Source organism: Acidobacteriota bacterium (assembly GCA_016716435.1).
In the GTDB taxonomy this organism is placed as follows: Bacteria; Acidobacteriota; Blastocatellia; order Pyrinomonadales; family Pyrinomonadaceae; genus OLB17.
In genome coordinates this window covers 1,240,122-1,256,346 of sequence record JADJWI010000003.1, presented here as the reverse complement: position 1 = coordinate 1,256,346, position 16,225 = coordinate 1,240,122, and the positions used below count along the sequence as shown (strand labels likewise).

12 protein-coding genes are annotated in these 16,225 nt (G+C 56.9%); 5 read left to right on the top strand and 7 right to left on the bottom strand.

Annotation, left to right across the window (positions count from 1 at the left end; genetic code table 11):
• The first annotated feature begins 23 nt into the window (after positions 1-23).
• Positions 24-278, top strand: coding sequence for a hypothetical protein (locus IPM21_09185; GenBank protein ID MBK9164074.1), 255 nt, complete (start codon positions 24-26; stop codon positions 276-278).
• Here the strand turns inward: IPM21_09185 and IPM21_09180 are convergent.
• The 3 genes from IPM21_09180 to IPM21_09170 are packed head-to-tail and all read right to left on the bottom strand — an operon-like array spanning position 275 to position 2,466.
• Positions 275-871, bottom strand: coding sequence for a zinc ribbon domain-containing protein (locus IPM21_09180; protein ID MBK9164073.1), 597 nt, complete (start codon positions 869-871; stop codon positions 275-277). The genes IPM21_09185 and IPM21_09180 overlap by 4 nt on opposite strands.
• A 42-nt stretch (positions 872-913) precedes the next feature.
• Positions 914-1,708 carry a 23S rRNA (guanosine(2251)-2'-O)-methyltransferase RlmB gene (gene rlmB / locus IPM21_09175; protein MBK9164072.1) on the bottom strand — a complete coding sequence of 265 codons (795 nt, stop codon included), beginning with the start codon at positions 1,706-1,708 and terminating at the stop codon, positions 914-916.
• Positions 1,705-2,466: a hypothetical protein gene (locus IPM21_09170; GenBank protein MBK9164071.1), complete on the bottom strand. Its 762-nt coding sequence runs from the start codon at positions 2,464-2,466 to the stop codon at positions 1,705-1,707. Before IPM21_09170 ends, rlmB begins: the two co-directional genes overlap by 4 nt.
• 514 nt (positions 2,467-2,980) lie before the next feature.
• On the opposite strand from IPM21_09170, the gene IPM21_09165 reads away from it, so the two are divergent.
• The 4 genes from IPM21_09165 (at position 2,981) to IPM21_09150 (ending at position 7,087) form a co-directional block, all read left to right on the top strand.
• Positions 2,981-3,682, top strand: a complete 702-nt coding sequence (locus tag IPM21_09165; protein ID MBK9164070.1) for an NYN domain-containing protein — start codon at positions 2,981-2,983, stop codon at positions 3,680-3,682.
• A complete protein-coding gene (locus IPM21_09160; GenBank protein MBK9164069.1) occupies positions 3,679-4,053 on the top strand; it encodes a DUF2203 domain-containing protein in 375 nt (124 codons plus the stop codon). Before IPM21_09165 ends, IPM21_09160 begins: the two co-directional genes overlap by 4 nt.
• A 250-nt stretch (positions 4,054-4,303) precedes the next feature.
• Positions 4,304-5,596 (top strand): RDD family protein, encoded by a 1,293-nt coding sequence (locus tag IPM21_09155; protein ID MBK9164068.1) that lies wholly within the window; start codon positions 4,304-4,306, stop codon positions 5,594-5,596.
• Between the two features lie 39 nt (positions 5,597-5,635).
• Positions 5,636-7,087 carry an NFACT family protein gene (locus tag IPM21_09150; GenBank protein ID MBK9164067.1) on the top strand — a complete coding sequence of 484 codons (1,452 nt, stop codon included), beginning with the start codon at positions 5,636-5,638 and terminating at the stop codon, positions 7,085-7,087.
• Here the strand turns inward: IPM21_09150 and IPM21_09145 are convergent.
• From IPM21_09145 to IPM21_09130, 4 genes are all read right to left on the bottom strand, one after another.
• The gene (locus IPM21_09145; protein MBK9164066.1) at positions 7,077-7,694 is read right to left on the bottom strand and encodes a TlpA family protein disulfide reductase; all 618 of its coding nucleotides are present in this window, start codon (positions 7,692-7,694) and stop codon (positions 7,077-7,079) included. The two genes, IPM21_09150 and IPM21_09145, sit on opposite strands and share 11 nt — an antisense overlap.
• A complete protein-coding gene (locus IPM21_09140) occupies positions 7,691-10,765 on the bottom strand; it encodes an FHA domain-containing protein (protein ID MBK9164065.1) in 3,075 nt (1,024 codons plus the stop codon). The genes IPM21_09145 and IPM21_09140 overlap by 4 nt, the downstream gene beginning before the upstream one ends.
• A gap of 163 nt (positions 10,766-10,928) precedes the next feature.
• On the bottom strand, positions 10,929-13,175 hold the full coding sequence (locus IPM21_09135; GenBank protein MBK9164064.1) for an SUMF1/EgtB/PvdO family nonheme iron enzyme: 2,247 nt from the start codon (positions 13,173-13,175) through the stop codon (positions 10,929-10,931).
• 179 nt (positions 13,176-13,354) lie between these two features.
• The gene (locus IPM21_09130) at positions 13,355-16,132 is read right to left on the bottom strand and encodes a leucine--tRNA ligase (protein ID MBK9164063.1); all 2,778 of its coding nucleotides are present in this window, start codon (positions 16,130-16,132) and stop codon (positions 13,355-13,357) included.
• Positions 16,133-16,225: the final 93 nt, after the last annotated feature.

Genomic DNA, 16,225 nt, shown 5'->3' with positions numbered 1-16,225 from the left:
TCAGTCTCTACCCGGAGGAGAACATGGCAAATTTAGAGATCGGAAGCGCCGTTGTTTGCGGCATCTGTAAAAAGGACACGACCGTCACGCAAATATCGGAACGCGAAGGAACCACCGCATACGACCTTAAATGCTGGCATCGGAACGCGATCTGCCCCAAATGCGGTGAAATGGCACGCGATGCAAGCGACACGGTCCAACAGGTCGTGCCGCATTGCGAGAAATGCGACGGGCCGTTCTACGCGGATGATGATGACGGAGAAGACGAGAGCGCTTAATCGCGTTTCGGCAGCGTCATCGTTTCGCCTTCTTTGTTGACCTCAAGATGCCGCGTCGTTCCCTCGACAACGCTCGGAGGCATCAACTCGCCTGTTCGGTAACGCGATTCGGGCGAGACGAACTCGGTCGAAGCGGCCGGCAATTCTGCATTTGTCGTCGCGGAGAGATTTCTTGTCTGCTCCTCTACGCCGGGCCTCAGAGCCCTTAACTGCTCCATCTTCCGTGATTTGAGCAGGTCGGAAATTCCCTTGCCCAAAAATGTGAACGCCGGAAAGAGCATTGCCCACCACCATGTCCTGCCGCCGGCGACACCAGTCGTTTGAAGCACGATCGCGACGACCAGAAACCCGATGCCGCTGATAACAGCCTTTATCGCATCTCCATAGACCTCGGCCGGGTCGCTTCGCCTACGTTCGTCCTCAGGTTCGCCCGAGAAAAGGTCCATTGAGGAATCAAGATCCATCCCGAGACCCAGATCGTCGGATTTCGATTTTCGTGTAAGTGCTTTCGAAACAACGCCGATATCAACGCCGCAGCTCCGGCAAAACTTGCCGTCTTCCGGGTTCTTGGTTCCGCATTTAGGACAAAACATATTACAGTGGTCAGTCGTCGGTTTTCAGTTGCCAAACTACAGTTACCGGGCCAGTTCGCGTTGGCGGCGGGCCTCGAAAAGTACTACGCCAGCCGCGACCGAAACGTTCAAACTCTCTATCTTTCCATACATTGGTATCTTGACCAAAAGGTCGCAGTTCTCCGCGACCAGCCGGTGCAGCCCGCTGCCCTCCGCTCCGAGCACGAGCGCCGTCGGCTGCGTCCAGTCCCATTCGGTGTAATCCTTCTCCGCATCGCCCGAAGTGCCGACCACCCAGATCTCTCGCTCCTTGAGTTCCTCGATCGCCCGATTGAGGTTACCGACCTTCGCGAGTTTCATAAATTCGGTCGCACCGGCCGCTGCTTTCGCCACCGTATCCGTCATTCCCGCCGCCCGCCGCTCGGGAATCACGACGCCGTCCGCTCCCGCACATTCGGCGGTTCTGATGACCGCACCGAGATTCCGCGGGTCCTCGACCCCGTCAAGCAGGACCAGCAATTCCGGCTTCGCAGCCGCTTCAAGCACATCGTCAAGCGAAAAATAACGAACCTCCTCGACGAATGCGACCACGCCCTGGTGGTTCGCTCCCTTCGGAACTATCGAGTCCATCGCTCGCCGAGGAACGTTCTCGATCGGGATACGCCGTTCTCGTGCTAGCCCGGCAAGCTCGGCAAGCCGCGATTCCCGCCCGCCCTCGGTAATTTTGATCGAGACGACCTGCCGCTTTCCGGAGCGAAGAAGTTCCATCACCGGCAACACACCGTAAACGATCGGACCTTCGTTGTCCGGGCGGGCCGGCCTTCGTTCCCTTTCGGGCTCCGGACGATACTTTTTCATAGCAAATGGTTCCGCATTCGGGAGTATTTTGTGAACTGGTTCAAATTGTCTATTACGTCCGTTGCCTGTCGGCTCAGCCGGCCAAGCCCGCTCCGAACAAGCCCCTGCGCTTCTCTGCGAAACTCGGGCTCCCAAACGGCGTCGAGCAGATGCCGCAGATGGTTGTATTGCTTGTCGAAAATAATGCCTGTCCGTAGCGATGCCAGCCGTTCGGCAAGCAGATCAATATTCTCGCTCGCGAGCATCGCCTTAGCTTCGCCCAGACATGAGAAATCAAAACCGCTCGTCCGGATACGAAAGCCGCGATCATTGCCGCTCACGTAAATATCTATCATTTTTTCGTGCCGCTGTTCTTTGAGTTCTTCGGGCTTTTCGCTCGCGTTCTTGCGGCGTTTTTGCACTTCGCTGGTCGTCGCCATCGAAATATCGTGCCGGCCGGTGACGACGAGGCGGATGTCTTCAAGGCCTGCCTCGTGAGTAGAGGTTGTGTTGAAATCGTAAAGTCGCAGCCCCTCGTCTAAAAACTCCAGTGCCCGAATGCGCTGCGGAGGCGTCCGCAAAGCCAGTTCGTCGTCCGCCACCAACTTAGACCGAAAACCGAACCTAGCAAGATGTACCGCCACAGCCGCGGCAAGTTCCTCCGTCCGTAGCCTTGCGATCGGCATCGGGATGCCGCACTCGGCGACACGTTTCAGTTCGTCCGCGTCACGGCCCAAGACCGCTGCCGCCGAGCTAATATCGCCCGTTTCTCCCGGCATCAGAATAACGCTGATCCCATTCTCATGTGGCTCCGGCGGTGTCAGGTCAAGTCTTGCCAGCCCTTCTGCGGCGGCAGGATGTCCAAGTACCGAAGCGCAATATAAACAACTTTGCCGCGTCGGAGGATTCCGTTTACCGCATTTCTCGCAAACGAGCATTTCGTCCGGCGAAAAGCCGGATGGCGTGGTGAAAATGTCTCCAGTTTGACCAGGATCTTGCATTGGAAGTGACTGACCGAGCAGTATTTTAGCATGTTTGGAACCGCGTTTGCTTGACGAAGCACCCTTAGAGTAGCAAACTGTTGAAAGGTCGGTTCGCAGAAAGAAAGAGTTGATCCAGAAGATCAGATTAGTGTTTATTGCTTGATTTGAGGCCTATTTGCCTCGCTTTACCGTTAAACATCTTTAAGAAACCTGTATTTGAGCAGTTGTTTATATCAATTCGTTAGCTTCTTGATCACCTCGCTTTCCCCTCTGGAACCCGCCTAATTTGATCAGCCCGGGGGAGGCTAACATGCAGTTTGATACGCCAGGAAACTCCTCGTGGAAATTTGGCCATCGCGGAAGAGTAGCCGTTTTTATTGACGGCAACAATCTTTTTCACGCGGCGCGGTTTCACACGATAGATATTGATTACAACAAGCTTTTACGGGTCCTGCTCGGCGATGGACGGCTTCTTCGCGCGTTCTTTTATACCGGAGTTGACGCCGGGGCCGAACGCCAGCAAGGCTTTCTGCTCTGGATGCGACGAAACGGCTTTCGCGTTATCCAAAAGGAGCTAAAGACCTTTTACGACGGCACCCGCAAGGCGAATCTCGATGTCGAGATCGCCGTTGATATGCTGAGCCTTGCCGGAAGGTACGATACCGCCGTGCTCGTCTCGGGTGATGAGGACTTCGTTTATGCAGTCAATGCGGTCGCCTATAAAGGCTGCCGTGTCGAGGTCGCGGGGTTCCGCTCGAATACGGCCCCAAGGCTGATCGACGTCGCGGATTTCTTTATTGATCTCGGCGAGATCGCTGACCTGATCCGCAAGGATGGCTCCTCGGCCGAAGATTTCGACGTCAGCTATCGCGGCCCGGTCGAGGCTCCGGCACACGTTTCGCGTCCGCATGGTCGTTCGCGAACGAGTTCGGGGAGCGAACTCGACGAAAGCACCGCACCCGATATCCGTTACGAGGTTCCGGAATTCGTCCGGATCAATGACGAGCGATGAGGCTTTTCACCATTGACGAGGCCAATGAAATGCTGCCGCGGATCAGGATGAAGCTTCAGATGATCCGCGAGCTTCACAGCGGCCTTGATCAGTACAAGGAACTTGCGAGGGCGGCCGCGGCTGCCTCGGAGAGCGGCGGCGGAATGGTCGGCGGCTCGAACTACGTCAAATCGCTCTACGAGATCGGCAAACTAACGACAGAGATCACAGAAGTAGGTGTACAGGTCAAGGATTACTCCCGCGGACTGATCGATTTTCCGTCCGTTCGCGAAGGGCGGATCGTGCTTCTCTGCTGGCAGCTTGGTGAACCCGACGAGATCGAATGGTGGCATGAGATCGAGGACGGTTTTGCCGGTCGGCAAACGCTTTGAACTCGTTAAATTCGTGTTACGGGCGCAATAGTCGAGGGTTTTCCACCGTAAACTGTGGAAAACCCGAAAAGTCGTGTTATTTGAGCAGTTTAGTATTGACGACTTAAAGTGTTATCTGATAACATCCACTTAATTTTTTTGCGGTTCCGCGCAACTTTCTAGCCGAAACACATTAGGTCGCCTTATGAAGTGCCCCGTTTGCCGACGTGAACTTGCACCGACACTCTCCATTTGCTTTACCTGCGGAGCGATGGTCAACGACTCAGTCCGCGAGGAACTCGCCCCGAAGATCGGCCGTGGCTCGGGCCCGCTCGAGAAAAAAACAACGGACTCTCCGGCGAGCATTAGCGACAATGGAAACGCCCCGGCGACCAAACAACCGATAGAAACGTCTCCCGCTCAAGCTCCAGCCCCGGCGAGATCCAAAACCAATTTCCTTGCACCGCGACCGACCAGCAAAACGCTTGTGGAGTTTCAGCCAAAGGCTGCGAGCCTGCCCGAGTGGCGGCTTCAGGTGCAGAATGCCGTACGCAAGCGTAATGGCGTTGATACGTCCGAAGCCGAGCGTCCGGCTGAGGTTCAGCTTGCAAAGCTTCCGCCGCCGGCGACGCTTGAGCAGAGACCGGCAGTCGAGACCGCTCATGCCGCTTCACCGGCCAACCCGATGCTTGCGAAAGCTCTTCAGCGTATCGAGACCTCGCGGCAAACATACATGCCCGGTGCGGCCGGGGCGGCCGCCGTTGCCCGAAAGCCGATCGCGGCTCGACCGTTTCCGGCTCCGCCACCGGTGCAAAAAACGTATCCGTTCGATCTCGTGCCGGGAAAGGCAACTGCAACCCCGGCCAAACGCGAAGCCGAGCCGGCATCTGTTCCGGCCGCCGCACCTGCAAAGCCGCGACTCGTTTCGTCGCTGCGGATCGAGAAAAAGAAGTACGACACGAACAAGCTTCCGCCGATCCCGCAGCCGGCCGAGCTTTCGTCGAGCTTTGAATCACTTCCGGCCGCTCCGGCACTCGCCGTTGCTGCCGCTGCTGCACACACTACCTTCATCCCTGAATCGTCAGCCGAACTATCGCCGGACGAGCTGGAGATGAGCAGGGCCTTCGAGACCAATGAGGAGCCGGAGATCTTCGACGATATTCCGCCATTTGGGATGCGGTTTGCCGCCGGACTTTTCGACGTGCTCGCGAGCGGTTTTGGAACGCTCGTGATCCTTTCGCCGCTGATATTCGGACAGAACGCAGCCTATACGCTCTCGCTCGGCATCGGCTTTGCGGCCGTGCTCGCTGCGTTCCTTTTCCTCTATTTGACCGCATCGCTTGCCTTCCGCGGCAAGACCCTCGGGATGTGGATGTTCTCGCTCGAGCTTATCGACGCCGAGCAGAACGCTTACCCGAACGCTCATCAGGCCGCCGTTCACTCGGCCGTCTATGTGCTCTCGCTCGCACTTTTCGGGCTCGGTTTTGTGACGATCATTTTCGATGAAGAAAAGCGGGCCGTCCACGACATCATCTCGGGAACACTCCTTGTAAAGCAGACCTAACGGCTTTGGTCTTCGGTCCTGCCGTTCTAAACTTCCACAGTGGATCTCCGCTACATCTCTGCCGTTTGCGACGAGCTGAAGGCAGCCGCACTCGGCTCAAGACTTCGCCGTGTTTTTCAGCTCGGCGACCATGCGCTCGCATTCGAGCTTGGTCGGGCCGATGGCCTGTTTCTCTTTGCGGATGGCGGATCGACCCGGCCGCGACTTTATCTGATCGAGCGGCAGCGTCGAGAGCTTGAGCGTTCCGCTGCGGCTACCGGTTCCTTTGCACAGTATCTTCGCAAGCATCTCTCAAATCCAAAGATCATTCGGATCGAGCAGCTCGCCGGAGAAAGGATAGTTCGGTTCGACCTCGAGCAAAGCGATGACATTGCCGACGCGAAACAATGGTCACTGATCTTTCAGCTCACGGGCCGCTCAGCAAACATCTTTCTTCTCGACGATACGGACACGATCACAATGTCGCTACGCGAGGACAGGACCGAAGGAAGAAGGCCGGGCGAGGCCTATAGCCCGCCGGAACGCATCTCGGCCGCGGCCGCATCGGATGGCGAAATTTCCATGATCGACGGCTCGGTCTCAAAATGGCTTGATCTTCACTATACCGAGCTCGAAGCGGAAGAAAGGTTTCGAACGCTGGCAGAGACAACCCTTCGCCGTGTAAAGAATGAGATCGGCCGCCGGACGAAGCTGGTAAAGAATCTCCGCGCCGACCTCGACCAACACGGCGACGCCGAGACGTGGAAGAAATATGGCGATCTTCTGCTCGCAAATTCTGCGACCGCCGCAAGGCTAGAGAGCGGCTTCGCCGTCACAGACTATTTCGATGAGACCGCTCCAACGATCGAGATCCCGCATTTCGACCTGAAAACGCCTGCCGAGACGGCCGAGAAATACTTCAAACGATACACAAAAGCGAGGAACGCCCGCGGCGAAATAGAGAAGCGGCTCAACGCAACCGAGGCTGAACTCGAGTCGCTCCGGGCGGAGCTTGCGGAGATCGAAGCGGCCATCGAGAATCGCGACGAAGAATTTTTACGAGGAAAGACGCCGAACAAGGCTCGCCCTCAAAAGGGCTCGAAGAAGCAAATCAAGGCTGAAGACGCCCGCACATACGCCCGTGAGTTCGTGTCATCCGATGGCTTTGAGATACTCGTCGGTAAACGATCAAAGGATAACGACCATCTTACATTCCGCATCGCCCGCTCGCTTGATACCTGGCTCCACGCCGCCGATTATCCGGGTTCGCATGTGGTGATCCGGGCGGCGGGCAAGAACGAGATCCCGCAGCGGACGCTGGTCGAAGCGGCAGAGCTCGCCGCGTTCTACAGCCAAGCAAAAGGCCACCCGAAGGCGGCCGTTCACTACACGCAAAAGAAATTCGTCAATAAACCGAAAGGTGCAGCCCCCGGCCTCGTCCGGCTAGCGAGCTTCAAAACACTTCTCGTCGAGCCGAAGATAACGGCCAAGCAAAAAGACGCTACTCGCTGACGAGAGTCGCCACCGTCTCCTTCATTTTTTTGATCTCGGTCGGGCTCGCTCCCTTAAAGACGCCCCGCATCCTTCCCTCGCGGTCAACCACCACGCTAAGCGGAACACCCGCAAACTTCGCTACCCGAGCATATTCGTCGGTCGTCTCATTGCTTATCCGCACCAGTTCGTAATTGAGGCTCATCGTTCCGGCAAACTCCTTCATCCTGCCAAAGTCCTCGGGCTGCATATCGTCGTTACCGACGTTTAGGCCGATCACCTGAAGGCCCTGATCACGATACTGGTCCTGAAGTTTGACCAACTCCGGCATCTCCACTTTGCACGGAACGCACCAGATGGCCCAAAGGTTAAGCAGGAGAACCTTGCCCTTGCGGTCTTCAACGGTGAAACTGGAGCCGCCATCGGCCTCCATCGGAGCCTTTGCCAGCGACGAGGCAAGCATCGGGTATTCCGATTTTGCACCGTCCGGCCAGGTCATGTTCGGTTTATTATCGCCGTTTGCGGCCGTGTCCGCTGAGCCCGATGTGCCGCAGGCAGCGAGCGATCCCGCCGCAAGAACAGCGAGCGTAAAAAATGCGAACCCCTTCAAAATTTCTCTTTTTATCATTTCGAATCCTTTAATCTAAGTGCGATCAGCGATGAAAATACCAATATCCAAAACATTAACATCAGAACCAATTGGTTCAAAACATCGCTCATCCAGGGATGAAGGAATGTAACGTAACCACTCAGGTCGGACGGCACCCTCTTTATCTCCGGCACCTTCAGCCTCTCGCCGAGCGGATCCGGATCGCCGGGAGCAACTCCGTCGGGCCCGAGCCGCTTGTAATTCTCGATGTCCCTTTCAGCTTTTTCGATCAGCTTATCGTTCTCGGTTTCAATGAACTTATAAAGCCCTTGGCCCTTCGTCGGCCCGCGAGGGTCGGCACCTTCTTCCTCAAGCGTATCGAGCGTCGAAAATCGCTTGATGGTATCGAACGACCATGACGACGGCATCGTCAGGCCCACTACTTTACTTATGCCCGTGGGAACGCCGACTATTCCCGAAAAGAGTATCTGCGGAACTAGTATCAGCGGCACAAGGCTCGTCGCCATCTCGCCTGTCCGGACGACGGTCGAGATGAAAAGCCCGAGAGCAACGCCGATCAAGCCTGTCAGTATCGTCGCCCAGAGCTGCGGAATACCAAACAACTCGCCGGGCATCGGCATCAGCCCGACGAGGTCAAAGAATTTCAGCGGCCCGAAAAGCAGGACGCACTGAACCGAGACGATCAAACCAAGCACAAAGAGTTTTGATGCCAAATACGGGAGAATTCCGAGATTGAACATCCGCTCGCGGCGATAGACCGGGCGTTCGCGAATGATCTCGCGGGCGGCGACCGCCGTCCCGAACCAGATCGAGACGATCGCCAGGATGAAGTACACAAAGTCACGCGGCTGCTCCGAGCCCAAGACGAGAAACGTCATCAAGGCGATGATCGGGGCCTGAAGAAAGATGACCGCGAGGTTGAGCTTATCCTTGGCAAGCACCTCAATGTATCGCCGCGAGAGCGTCAGGAATTGGCGAATGGAGCCAAGAATGCCGAGCCTCGGGCCCTTTCCCGGCCGCGAGGATTCGACCGCCCCAATTTGTTTCAGCGGTTCCTCGATGAATTCGCGATGGATCGGCGTCTCGGCAAATTTCCGACGCCAGGTTTCCGCGACTCCGCCCGCGATCGCCGAGCGGTCCGCCGAGGACCGATCGGCCGCCTCACGTTCGACCGGCTCTTCGAGCTTGTCATACAGCTCACGGAAGGTCGCAGCTCCAAAGTGCTTGAGCGCATCGGCCGGCGGGCCAAAATAAACGAGCTTCCCGAGCATCAGCACTGCGATCTTGTCGAACATCGCGACGTTCTCCATCGCATGCGTCGTCATAACGACCGTCCGGCCCGATTCGGCGATCTGCCGGAAAAGCTGCATTATGCGAAATTCTGTCGCCGGATCAAGCCCCGAGGTCGGCTCGTCTAGAAAGATCGCCGAGGGCCGGGTCAGCAGTTCGACGGCGATCGAGACCCGCTTTCGCTGCCCTCCCGAAAGCTTGTTCACCGGCAGGTCCCGTCGGTCCGTCAGCCCGGTCACGTCGAGCACTTCGTCGATCGTCTTTTTTATTTCGGCGGCAGAAGCGTCCTTTGAAAGCCTCAATTTTGCGATGTAGAAGAGCGTCCGGTAAACCGTGATCTCGCGATGAATTATGTCGTCCTGCGGCACGTAGCCGATCGATTGCTTGAGCGAATGGAAGTGACGGCGAAGGTCGAGGTTGTTGAATAGAACGCTGCCTTCCGTCGCCGGGCGAACGCCGCACATCGCCTCCATCAAGGTGCTCTTTCCCGCACCCGAAGGCCCGAGCAAGCCGACGAATTCGTTCGGCTGGATCGAAAGCGAGATGCCATCGAGAAGCCGTGCCTTTGTGCCGCCGAACCTGCCCTTGATGTCGTGCGAAACGGCGACGACGTCGATCCGGGTCTTTGTCCGGGCATCAAAAACGCCGAGCGTCCCGGCCGCATCAACGCGAAGCGAGAAGGAGCCTATCTGAACAAAATCGCCGACCCCGACCGGCTGTTTCGTCACCCGATTGCCGTTGATGAAAGTGCCGTTTGTCGAACCGAGGTCCTCGACCAAAATACCCTGCCCGCTTCGGCTGAATCGCGCGTGGCGATTCGAGATCTGCAGCCCATCGAGCCGCACCTCGCAGCCCTCGGCCCGACCGACCGTTATCGACCCGCCCTCCGGGATCGTTTTTGAAGAAATCAATTGTGCCGCTGCCGGATCAGCTCCTTTCAACCCGCCCGTGGGGTCGAGTTTTAGCACCATCGTCCGTTGGCCTGCGTCATCGGCCCGAAACTGCGGCGACGACGGTGGCTTCGGCGGTGCAACACTTTTCCCGCCTTGCAAGCGAAGGATCGGCCCGCCGCTCCCGAACTGGATCTCATCGCCCGACGCCAACGGCCGAATCGCACTTATGCGCTGGCCGTTGACCAGAGTGCCGTTGAAGCTGTTGTTATCCGCAAGCAGTAGTTGCCCATTCTCTAAGCGGATCTCCGCATGCCGCCGTGAAACGGTCGCTGACGACGCGTCGAAGATGATATCGCAACCGGGATCGCGGCCGACCCAAACGGACGCGGACCTGATCTGAAAAGGCTCACGCGACCTATCGGAAACAAACTCAAGCGCAAGGCCCGCTTGCGAGGTCGGCTGGGCGACCGCAGGTGGAACCGGCACCTGGACCTTCGGTGCAGAATCCCACGCCGGCGGCGGCGGCGGTATCCCCGGTGCGGGCTCTGGTGGCGGAGGAGCGAGAACAGGTTTCGGCTCGGCCGTTCGTGCTTCTTTGAAAGAGACGACACGTATCTTCGGTCCGTTAGTGCCGAACTGAACTACACTTCCGGGGGCAAGCTCGCGAGGATATGAAATGCGTTCGCCGTTCAGGAAGATCCCGTAACTCGACCCTAGGTCCTCGATGTACCACGCGCCGTTCATCCAGTGAAAAGCGCCGTGTTTTCGAGAAACCATCGGAAACCGCTTTGCGTCAAAGGCGATATCGCACTCATCTGCATCGCGGCCGGCGAGCACGACATCCTTCGTGAAGGACCTTTCGGGGCCTCGTTGTCCTCCAATTTCTTCCGAAAGCGTGATAGTCATTAGCGGCAGATGTACACAAGAGCTAGTTCGAACGGCTAATCGGATTTTACACGAAGTTCAGGTTTCGGCGCATGGTGCAGGGACTAGGTCGCACATCAGATTATTGGGAGGATCTGGAAGCTTTGTTGCCGATAAGGTGCTGATCTAAACAGCACGTAGCCTTTCACTCGCGGACGAGGCGGAAGCCGAGCCCGGGGCTCTTAGTGGATTTGGCGACCTCCTGCCTGAAAGTGGAAGTGATACGGTCAGCTCCGGTTGATTTATAAAACGCTCCGCCGCCGCGGATCATGTAGTGCGGTTCATCCACCGGAGCTACCGCAAGCGTACTGCCCGGATAAACCGAAACTTCCGAGGAGGTCCATTCAAAGACGTTGCCGATCAGGTCCATTACACCCCATTCGTTAGGGCAAGAAGCGGTTCCGACAGCCTTGGGGTCGTTGCTTGGCTGATCGATAACGGCACATCTCGATTGGAATTTATCACCCCACGGGTAAAGATCATTCGCCGCTCCGTTTCTCGCGGCATATTCCCATTCGATCTCGGTCGGCAGTCGGTATTTAGTACCATCTCGTTTCGATCTCCATTCGGCGAAAGCGATTGCATCGTCGTATGAGACCAGTCGTACCGGCAGTTTTTCCTGTCCGGCAAGCGGTCGCCCATTTACCCAGTGTCCGGGAATCTCTTGGCGTTTTGTTTCTTCGACAAAGAGTAAATATTCCGCGTTCGTCACCTCGGTCTTATCCATGAAGAATTTGGCGACCTGCTGATCGTGTTCGGGCCTTTCGTTCTCGCGGCCATCGCTGCGTCCCATCTTGAACGTCCCCGCGGGTATCTCAACCATCTCGGTCCGAATGACCGGCGGCCCCGTTGGTGAAACGGTTGGCGTTGGCGTCGTTTGGTTCGTTCCATTCGCTCCATTTCCCGGGTCGGCAGGTTTGGATGAGAAAAGCCCCATCATATATGCACCGCCAAGGCCGGCACCGCCGAGGGCTATCATAAGCACAAGGCCGGCCGCACCCAGAACCCACGGCGAAAAAATGCCCCGCTTTTGCTTGCCAGAATCAACCTGAACATTCTGCGACCCGGTGTCCCAAGCCTGGACGGATGTCTTCGCCATGTCCGTCCGCGAGATCTGCGTCGAAGCCATTCTTTGCGGGGTGTCTTGGCCGACTCCGCTGTAGGCGACCGTCGGGGCCGGCATGTTCGGCCCAGTCCCGGGACAAAGCTCTGCGGTGATCTGCTTCGGCGTCCCGTCAACCAGCACGTCGCCGACCCAGTCCTCAAAACCGTCCTTGCTGACCTTGACGCGGTGGCTGCCGGCTTGAACTCCGTTGAGAGTGATCCAGCCATCCTCGCGAGATTCACCGACCGGGCGATTATCTACCCAAACCCTCGACTGCGGCGGAACGGTCCGAACGTTTATCGATGAGACCGGAAAAGCGGAGCCTGTTGTATGTATCCCTATTCCGGCCGGATAAACAGCCTCGCGCAGTTCCGCGATCATCTGTTCGACCGAGGCGGTTCGCTTGTCTTTGTCCTTTGCAAGCGTGTGCAGCACAACGCGTTCGACCTCCGGAGAGACCGTAACCCCGACCGATGCAAAGGTCGGTGCGGCGTCGCTGATGTGCTTCTTCATTATCGCCGGGATCGATGAGCCCTTGAACGGCACATCACCTGCCAGCATCTGAAATAGCATCACCCCGAGGCTATAAATGTCCGACCGCGAGTCCGGCTCGTCGTCGGCCCATTGCTCCGGAGCCATGTAGTATGGTGAGCCCATCAGGCCTGTGGTTTGTGCTTGAATGAAGGAACCGAGCAGCTCGCCCGATTTGATCTTTGCCAAACCGAAGTCGAGGATCTTAACAGCGTCCGAAAGATTCGGCTTGTCGCTGCAGATCATGATATTGAGCGGCTTGAGGTCGCGGTGAACGATTCCCTGGTGGTGAGCTGCACCGACGCCCGCACAAATGGCGGACATTATCTCGAGTGCCCGCTCGGGCGACAATACCTTTTCTCTGGTCAATAGATCATGGAGAGCCTCGCCCTCCACATATTCCATCACAAGAAACGGGATCGAACCGCCAATTACGCCATAGTCCGTAACCGCAACAACATTCTGGTGACGGATGGCCGCTGCCGCGAGAGCTTCTTGTCTAAAACGGGTGACGAGCTGCGGGTCGTTGCCAACGAGGTCGGGAAGGATGATCTTGATCGCAAGCTGAGTCTTCAGGTAAGCATGGCGCGCTTTGTAAACGACGCCCATTCCGCCCTGCCCAAGACGCGATTCGAGATGATACTTACCCTCGAGGACCGGTTCGCCCTGAATGGTATGCATCGTCGGCATACCATCTTTCGGGCATGTCGCGACGTCGTCGCCGTAGCAATTTTTACAGAGTTGGCACTCTTTCATTACGGGTGGCCGCCGGCAGTTTCGATACTACATTCCTGCGGACGACACGTTACTTGATCCTCGCTCGGTGAAGAGCCTTCGGGTGCAAACGTCTTGATTCTAATTTGTTTAACGGATACAAGCAAGGAAAAGGGTCACGTCCTGCTGAGTTTCGTCAAGACGCTCGCCTCTCCCGCCTATTATCCCTTGACCACGATATTAACAAGCTTATCGGGCACAACAACTACCTTTACGACCTCTTTCCCGGCAATGAATTCCTGAGCTTTCGCATCCGCCAGTGCCGCCGTTTCCAGTTCCTCGATTCCCTGCCCCGGACTTGCCGTGATCTTTGAACGAAGCTTTCCGTTCACCTGTATGACAACCTCGATCTTGTCATCTGCGGCCATTTCCTCGCTAAACTCGGGAAACCTCGCCCCATTTGCCAGCAATCCTTTGTCGTTCCCGATCAGAACCGCATAAAGCTCTTCAGCCGCGTGCGGTGCGAACGGCGTCAACATCAGAACGAGGCTCGTCACCCCCTCTTGCACGGCGGATATTTCATCGGCCGTTGCAGTTTCGGGTTCAATGCCTGATTCGTAAAGCGCATTACAGAGCTCCATCAGCGCCGCGACCGGCGTGTTGAACTGCAACGTGTCGAGGCTCAGGTCGATCCGCCGAATGGTTTGGTGCGTCTTTCGCCTTAGTTTGCGTGCAGCTTCGCCCTGTTCGGCCGCAGGAGCACCGTTGCCGAACGAGTCTTTCCATTTATAGACAAACCGCCAGATACGCTGCAGAAACCTGACGGCTCCCTCGATACCTGCCTCGTTCCAAACAAGTTCGTTCTCGACCGGAGCGGCAAAGAGCACAAAAAGTCGCGCCGCATCGGCCCCATAGATCTCGACCATCTCATCGGGATCAACGCCATTGCCCTTCGACTTCGACATCCGCTCGATCGCGAACTTGAGAGGAGTGCGGACACTCTTGTCCGCATCGCCGGTTCCTCCGGCGAGACTGCCGCTTCCGTCCGTAGCCTCAGCGTCATCCGCGCCCTTTCGCGTCGAAGCGACGCTCATGCGGACAGGAGTGTCCGCGCTCCGCTTGTATGCACTAACGATCTTCCCCTTCGCGTCTCGTTCGACTTCCACTTGATCGGGCGGAAAATAGATCCGCTTCCCGGTCTCGTCGTCAAAGAACGTCTCACCAACGACCATCCCTTGCGTCAGCAGACGTGTTACCGGTTCGTCGAGCGACAAAAGGTCGATGTCTCGCATCACCTTTGTCCAAAAACGCGTGTAGATCAGGTGCATCACCGCATGGTCGTCCCCGCCTATGTATTGATCGACCGGAGTCCAGTAGCCGGCAATGTCCGGCGAGAAAGGAAGCACCTCGTTTTCCGGATCCGTGTAGCGGAAGTAATACCAAGAGGAATCGACGAACGTATCCATCGTATCCGTTTCCCGCCGGGCGGGCCCTTCGCACTTCGGGCAGGCAGTTTCGACGAACTCCGTCACTTTCGAAAGCGGTGACTCGCCCGTTCCGGTGATCGGAGCATTCTCGGGAAGCTCGACCGGCAGATCATCAAAATGCACCGGCACCGTTCCGCATGCATCGCAATATACGATCGGGATCGGCGAGCCCCAGAAACGCTGACGCGAAATGCCCCAATCGCGCAGCTTGTAGGTCGTCGCGGGCTCGCCAAAGCCGTGAAGCTGGGCGTGATGCGTCATTTCCTCGATCGCGGCCTCGCTCGCTTTGCCGTTCCAATAGTCCGAATGGACAAGCACTCCGGAAGAGGTGAAAGGCTGCTCAAGAGCAAGCGCGTGCATCGTGTGATGCTCATGGGCCATGTGCGGTTCTGAGATCACCTGGCGGATCGGCAGGCCGAATTTCGTTGCGAACTCGAAATCACGTTCGTCGTGGGCCGGAACGCTCATAACGGCACCGGTGCCGTATTCCATCATCACGTAATTTCCGACCCATATCGGCACCAGCTCACTGTTGAAAGGATTAACGGCGTTCAAGCCGATCTCGATCCCGTCCTTTTCGACCTCGGCCTCATGATCGGCCGGCTTTGCCTTTTCGGCGAGGATCTCGGCGATCTTTGCGTGGACCTCAGCCGAAAACTCGCCCGCAAATTCCTGAACGATCGGATGTTCCGGAGCGAGCACGATCGCCGTAGCTCCGTAGATCGTGTCGATCCGCGTCGTAAAGACCTTGATCGTCCGGCGGTCCTCCGGCTTAAGGCTTCCCGTCTTTCCGGGCACACGCACCGCAAAATCGATGTATGCGCCTTCAGATCGCCCGATCCAGTCCCGCTGACGCTTGAGCACATTCGCCGGCCATCCGCCGCCGATGCTCTCGAGCCCGTCAAGCAGTTCATCGGCATAGGCCGTCGTCTTGAAGAACCATTGCTCAAGATCGCGTTTCGTTACCGGATTTCCGCACCGCCAGCAGAGCCCGCCGCTAGCCTGTTCGTTGGAAAGCGTGGCCTGATCAGTCTCGCACCAATTGACCTGCGTCAGCTTCTTATACGCCAGGCCCTTGTCATACATTTTGAGGAAGAACCACTGGTCAAACTTGTAATATTCGGGCCGATGGGCGGCGATCTCTCGGGACCAATCGTAGCTCAGGCCCAGGCGTTGAAGCTGACCGCGCATCGCCTTGATATTCTCTTCGGTCCAGTCGCGCGGGTTCACTTTTCGCTTAACCGCGGCATCCTCGGCCGGCTGTCCGAAAGAATCCCAGCCGATCGGGTGCAAGACATTAAAGCCTTTCAGCCGCTTGTACCAGGCGACGGCATCGCCAACGGAATAATTCCGAACGTGCCCCATATGAAGGTTTCCGGATGGATACGGAAGCATTTCGAGCTGGTAAAACTTGGGCAGATCGTCATCGACCTGCACCTGAAACGACTTGTTCTCAGCCCAATGAGCCTGCCACTTTGCCTCGATCTTTTTCGGAAAATACTTTTCGTCCATATGGCCACGATCCTTGCCTCGAAGACGCACAACGCCGCGAGAGCTTATCGAAATGGTAAACAATCAGTTTAACGGAAAACACTAATGCTATCC

Excerpts from the sequence above, each read along its gene's own strand:
- IPM21_09140 (MBK9164065.1), bottom strand. The coding sequence starts at position 10,765 with ATGACTATCACGCTTTCGGAAGAAATTGGAGGACAACGAGGCCCCGAA.
- rlmB (MBK9164072.1), bottom strand. The coding sequence starts at position 1,708 with ATGAAAAAGTATCGTCCGGAGCCCGAAAGGGAACGAAGGCCGGCCCGC.
- IPM21_09160 (MBK9164069.1), top strand. The coding sequence starts at position 3,679 with ATGAGGCTTTTCACCATTGACGAGGCCAATGAAATGCTGCCGCGGATC.
- IPM21_09130 (MBK9164063.1), bottom strand. The coding sequence starts at position 16,132 with ATGGACGAAAAGTATTTTCCGAAAAAGATCGAGGCAAAGTGGCAGGCT.
- IPM21_09155 (MBK9164068.1), top strand. The coding sequence starts at position 4,304 with ATGGTCAACGACTCAGTCCGCGAGGAACTCGCCCCGAAGATCGGCCGT.
- IPM21_09170 (MBK9164071.1), bottom strand. The coding sequence starts at position 2,466 with ATGCCGGGAGAAACGGGCGATATTAGCTCGGCGGCAGCGGTCTTGGGC.
- IPM21_09135 (MBK9164064.1), bottom strand. The coding sequence starts at position 13,175 with ATGAAAGAGTGCCAACTCTGTAAAAATTGCTACGGCGACGACGTCGCG.
- IPM21_09185 (MBK9164074.1), top strand. The coding sequence starts at position 24 with ATGGCAAATTTAGAGATCGGAAGCGCCGTTGTTTGCGGCATCTGTAAA.
- IPM21_09165 (MBK9164070.1), top strand. The coding sequence starts at position 2,981 with ATGCAGTTTGATACGCCAGGAAACTCCTCGTGGAAATTTGGCCATCGC.
- IPM21_09180 (MBK9164073.1), bottom strand. The coding sequence starts at position 871 with ATGTTTTGTCCTAAATGCGGAACCAAGAACCCGGAAGACGGCAAGTTT.
- IPM21_09145 (MBK9164066.1), bottom strand. The coding sequence starts at position 7,694 with ATGATAAAAAGAGAAATTTTGAAGGGGTTCGCATTTTTTACGCTCGCT.